Origin of the sequence: Plantactinospora endophytica, assembly GCF_016862915.1 — a bacterium.
Taxonomy (GTDB): domain Bacteria; phylum Actinomycetota; class Actinomycetes; order Mycobacteriales; family Micromonosporaceae; genus Plantactinospora; species Plantactinospora endophytica.
In genome coordinates this window covers 1-3,750 of the sequence record NZ_BONW01000070.1, presented here as the reverse complement: position 1 = coordinate 3,750, position 3,750 = coordinate 1, and the positions used below count along the sequence as shown (strand labels likewise).

The following is a 3,750-nucleotide window of genomic DNA, read 5'->3' as shown; positions in this document are numbered from 1 at the left end:
TGTGCCAGCCATACGCCGCCACGCTCTGTGACCGTGCGCGCCCGGCCGCCACTCGTGCTCTGCGGCATGAGCGGATACGGATCCTCGGATGGCCCCAGGCTGGTGTATCGCCCTGCGGTGGGCGACACGCTGGCCTGTCCGCCCAGCTGGGCCTTACAGCCGGCTTTCTGCAGATTGCCGGGGTCCTTGCCCGCCGCGTACGGGGTCGACGCTGCTCTGCGTCCCGGCCATGATGCGTCCCATGGCAGTCGAGATATGGGCGGCGGCGATGTCCTTGGGTGGAGTCGCGATCGGGGGCGGTCTGTCCTATGTGGTGCAGCGGACGACGCAACGGATGGCCGCGCAAATCGAGCAACGCAAGCAGGATCTTGCGCTGGCGGAGAGTAGGCGAGCTGAGCGACTGGCGATGTTGGAGCGGTTTGTCGACGTCGGGGCCGAGGCCGAGCGCTGCGCGTTTTCCCGGCCAACGCAGTGGCAGGATGGCGATGCATGGCCGACGCGGGCCCAGGACGTGATGAACCGCTTCTGGGTCGCGGAGCGGATGATCCGGCTGCTGTTCCCCATACCGGTGCACGACGCAGCCCGCGTCTACTTCCTGTTGCTCAACGGCGCGGTGTGGCAGGGAGCGCCTGAAGGTCAGAGCGTCCGGGATCTACTCGAAGAACCTCGTCTGAACTTCCTCGATGCGGCTCGCGCGGCTCTGGAATGACACCCATCGCGGAAGGTGAGCACCCCGTACCCGGACGACAGCCGCGCGCTCTTCGGATCCGACCGCGCACGAGTGCCGGCCGGCTCCAGTATCACCCTCGGTAGCGAACGCTTCGCGGCAGATCAGTGCGGGCATCGAGCGTTGTAGCGAGAGCCGTACCAGTACGGGTTGCGGAAGTCCCCTGTCCCACCCTCACCGTCGTGGATCTGCACCCGGTAGTGTGCCGTGCCCTGTGCGCCGTCACCTGTGTCCTGTGCTGGGCATGCGATGTATGCCAGGGAGTCGAACCCCTACGCCTGCCCTCGGCGCGCCAGGAGTGAGCCGGAATACCCGCCGGCTCTCGGGTTCGTGCACGCCTTCACGTCGGCTACCTGCTCCGCAACCTGTCGTCAGTCCAGCAGGTCGACCTCCCAGTTCGTCCGCTGGATCAGGGTGTCGACCTCACGAAGTTGCCGTGCGAGGTCGTCGGCCTGGCTGCGCAGTTGCGCCACCGGCAGGGCCGGGACCATTTTCAGCTCCGACCGCAACTGCCGAAACCCTCGCTGGCCCTCCCCGACAGCAGCATCGGCGGCAGAGGTGACCACGCTGTGCCGCAAGCGAAGCACGTCGCGACGTGCCAGAGCGTCGGTGAGTGTGCCACCGTCAACCCCGGTGGCGGCGTTGGTGCGGTTAATCCGTCGGATCAGCGCCTCCAGTTCACCGAGCACCTCGCCGAACTCCCCCAGGAGAGCCGCAGCGTCCTCTGCGGGCGTCTCACCCTCCTGAAACCGCGCGCTGGCGACGATGCGGGCACGCAGCTGTTCGGCGCGGCGCGCCGCATCCGCGCGCAACGCAAGAGCCTCAGCAAGCTTCATAGGCACCAGTATGACCAGCGAAGATCACCGCCGCCTCCCAATTACGTCGACCAGCAGGAGAAGAAGGAACAGGAAGGACGGTACGCGGGTTGCGGCATGTGCGGACACGCTCCCTTGCCTGAGGGCGTACTACGCTTGGAGAACGGCCTGCCCAACGCGCGGCGCCGGTACCGCGCGTCACTGAACCCAGGGGTGGCAGCACCGTTCGAGCCGGGCCAGGCTCCGGGGAGCCCGTTCACAATGGGCGGGCTCCCAAAACGGCCCGGCGGGCACCAACCGCTCAACTGCAACCGCTCGGACGCGCGGATCGCGGCAAATCCGTAGGTCAGGATGACGCATGGCCAGGTGCCCTGGCACACTCAGCCGCGTGTTGACCACCATCACCCTCCGGAACGTCGGCACCGCCGCAATCGTGGTCGGACTGCTCATCGCCCTACTCACCCTCGGCACGACCACCGACCGTCCATTCACGCTGGCCTGGCTGCTCGTCCTCGTCGGGACCGGCCTACGGTTGGAAGCCGCCATCCGCGCCCGAAACGCACAGCGCAATAGCCCCGGTTGCTGACTCCCGTGACAGCAGCCCAACTGTCAGCGCGGCAGGGGTGGAGGCTGACGCAGTCCCATCGATACGGGCGTTCTCCGACATGGCACACAACAACGAACCTTTTTCAACCTCCCCTTGCGGTCCGCCGGACAGCAGGGTCGGACGCGGTGCGTGAGCGCCGCGCGGTTCAGGTTGAAAAAGGTTCAACGTAGGGCGATTGACGGACCGTCGGCGCGTCGCGCCCGGTCTGCGGCAGATCCGGATGCCCTGGCGGACGGAGGGGCTACCGTGTCAGCTGCTGATCACCCCGCCAGCACCCCGAGTGCTTCAGCGGAAGGACTTACATGTGGGTATGGAGTTGATCGGTCGCCGGCTGTCGAGCGACGAGTGGCGAGCGGTGTTGAATGATCCGGAGGCTGTCGGCGCGTTGCTTTACGGCGACCTGGACGATGACGATGCGGAGATGCCGGATCCCGAGCTGGATCTGGGTAAATCCTGGCACGCCCTCCACTACCTGCTCACTGGTTCCGCTTGGGGCTTCGGCGACGGTGTGGTCGGCGCGGTGATCCTCGGTGGTGTCGAGATCGGTGAGGACGGTGGCTATGGTCCGGCCCGGCTGTTCGGCCCGGAGGCCGTCCGCGCCGTCGCCACCGAACTGGACGCGCTGGATGTCGAGTCACTTCGCACCCGGTACGACGCGGATGCGATGGCGAACGCCGAGATCTATCCGGGTGGCTGCACCAATGACGGCGCCGAGTTCGACGATCTCGTCGTTCATCTCGTTGAGCTGCGCCAGTTCTATCGGACCGCAGCCGACAACGACCAGGCTGTGCTCCTCGCCGTCACCTGACGCACCTCGAACGGGTTCGGCGAAGCTTCCGGGGCCAGCATCCATCGGCCACGGCATCCCAAGCCACGTTGCCCACCCCGAAGCTCGAACGCCCTCAACCCGGCTCCGACCGACGACGGTAGTCCGGCCGCGACGCGGGACCGCTCTGGGTGGGGCGGTGTGCACAGTCGGCGGTGTTTCCGGACGTCGGCCGACGCCGAAGGCCGGCCACGGGACGTGACGGCTGCCTCCGGGCCGGTGTGCGCGGTCGGCGGCAGATCCGGATGCCTGATTTTCCGATGTCTCTGGGCGTCGGACCTTTAGCTGCTCTGCTCTCGCAGCAGTTCCGCACTGGTTGGGTTCCATCGGGCAATGACGGGTGACAGACTCCGACACCTCAGGGGAGAGCCGATGACCCATCCGTCAGGTGCTGTGGCCGGCGAGCGGGCCGCACCGTGTCCGCCGGGGTGACGATGCCTGCGGACGCGGTCGACATCAACGAGGCGACGGGCGTGGCCGACGATCACGAACTGATCCGATTCTCCTGGACCGATCCGGAGCGGTTCGCTGAGATCTTCGACCGACACGCCGAGGCGATCCACCGGTATCTGGCCCGTCGGATCGGTCGTTCGGTCGCCGACGACCTCGCCGCCGAGACGTTCCTGGTGGCGTTCCGCGGTCGGGAGGGCTACGACGTCTCGCAGACCGATGCCCGCCCTTGGCTGTACGGGATCGCCGCCAACCTCCTGCGCCGGGAACAGCGTACGGAGGTGCGCCAGTACCGGGCTCTCGCCCGCACCGGAGTCGATCCGGT

General features: G+C 67.2%; 5 protein-coding genes. 4 read left to right on the top strand and 1 reads right to left on the bottom strand.

The window, feature by feature from the left end; all coding sequences use genetic code 11:
• Positions 1 to 241 precede the first annotated feature (241 nt).
• Positions 242 to 709: a hypothetical protein gene (locus tag Pen02_RS41325; RefSeq protein ID WP_203871672.1), complete on the top strand. Its 468-nt coding sequence runs from the start codon at positions 242 to 244 to the stop codon at positions 707 to 709.
• A gap of 389 nt (positions 710 to 1,098) precedes the next feature.
• Here the strand turns inward: Pen02_RS41325 and Pen02_RS41320 are convergent, their stop codons facing one another.
• The gene (locus Pen02_RS41320; protein WP_203871671.1) at positions 1,099 to 1,563 is read right to left on the bottom strand and encodes a DIP1984 family protein; all 465 of its coding nucleotides are present in this window, start codon (positions 1,561 to 1,563) and stop codon (positions 1,099 to 1,101) included.
• 367 nt (positions 1,564 to 1,930) lie between these two features.
• Between Pen02_RS41320 and Pen02_RS41315 the strand changes: the two genes are divergently transcribed.
• From Pen02_RS41315 to Pen02_RS41305, 3 genes are all read left to right on the top strand, one after another.
• Positions 1,931 to 2,128 carry a hypothetical protein gene (locus Pen02_RS41315; protein WP_203871670.1) on the top strand — a complete coding sequence of 66 codons (198 nt, stop codon included), beginning with the start codon at positions 1,931 to 1,933 and terminating at the stop codon, positions 2,126 to 2,128.
• A gap of 331 nt (positions 2,129 to 2,459) precedes the next feature.
• Positions 2,460 to 2,957 carry a YfbM family protein gene (locus Pen02_RS41310; protein WP_203871669.1) on the top strand — a complete coding sequence of 166 codons (498 nt, stop codon included), beginning with the start codon at positions 2,460 to 2,462 and terminating at the stop codon, positions 2,955 to 2,957.
• A 452-nt stretch (positions 2,958 to 3,409) separates the two neighbouring features.
• Positions 3,410 to 3,750: RNA polymerase sigma factor (locus Pen02_RS41305; protein ID WP_275413683.1), on the top strand; the 341-nt coding region annotated here is incomplete at its 3' end.

What these genes read in the sequence shown, in the direction of transcription:
- Pen02_RS41325 (WP_203871672.1), top strand. Translation starts at nt 242, where the DNA reads ATGGCAGTCGAGATATGGGCGGCGGCGATGTCCTTGGGTGGAGTCGCG.
- Pen02_RS41310 (WP_203871669.1), top strand. Translation starts at nt 2,460, where the DNA reads ATGGAGTTGATCGGTCGCCGGCTGTCGAGCGACGAGTGGCGAGCGGTG.
- Pen02_RS41320 (WP_203871671.1), bottom strand. Translation starts at nt 1,563, where the DNA reads ATGAAGCTTGCTGAGGCTCTTGCGTTGCGCGCGGATGCGGCGCGCCGC.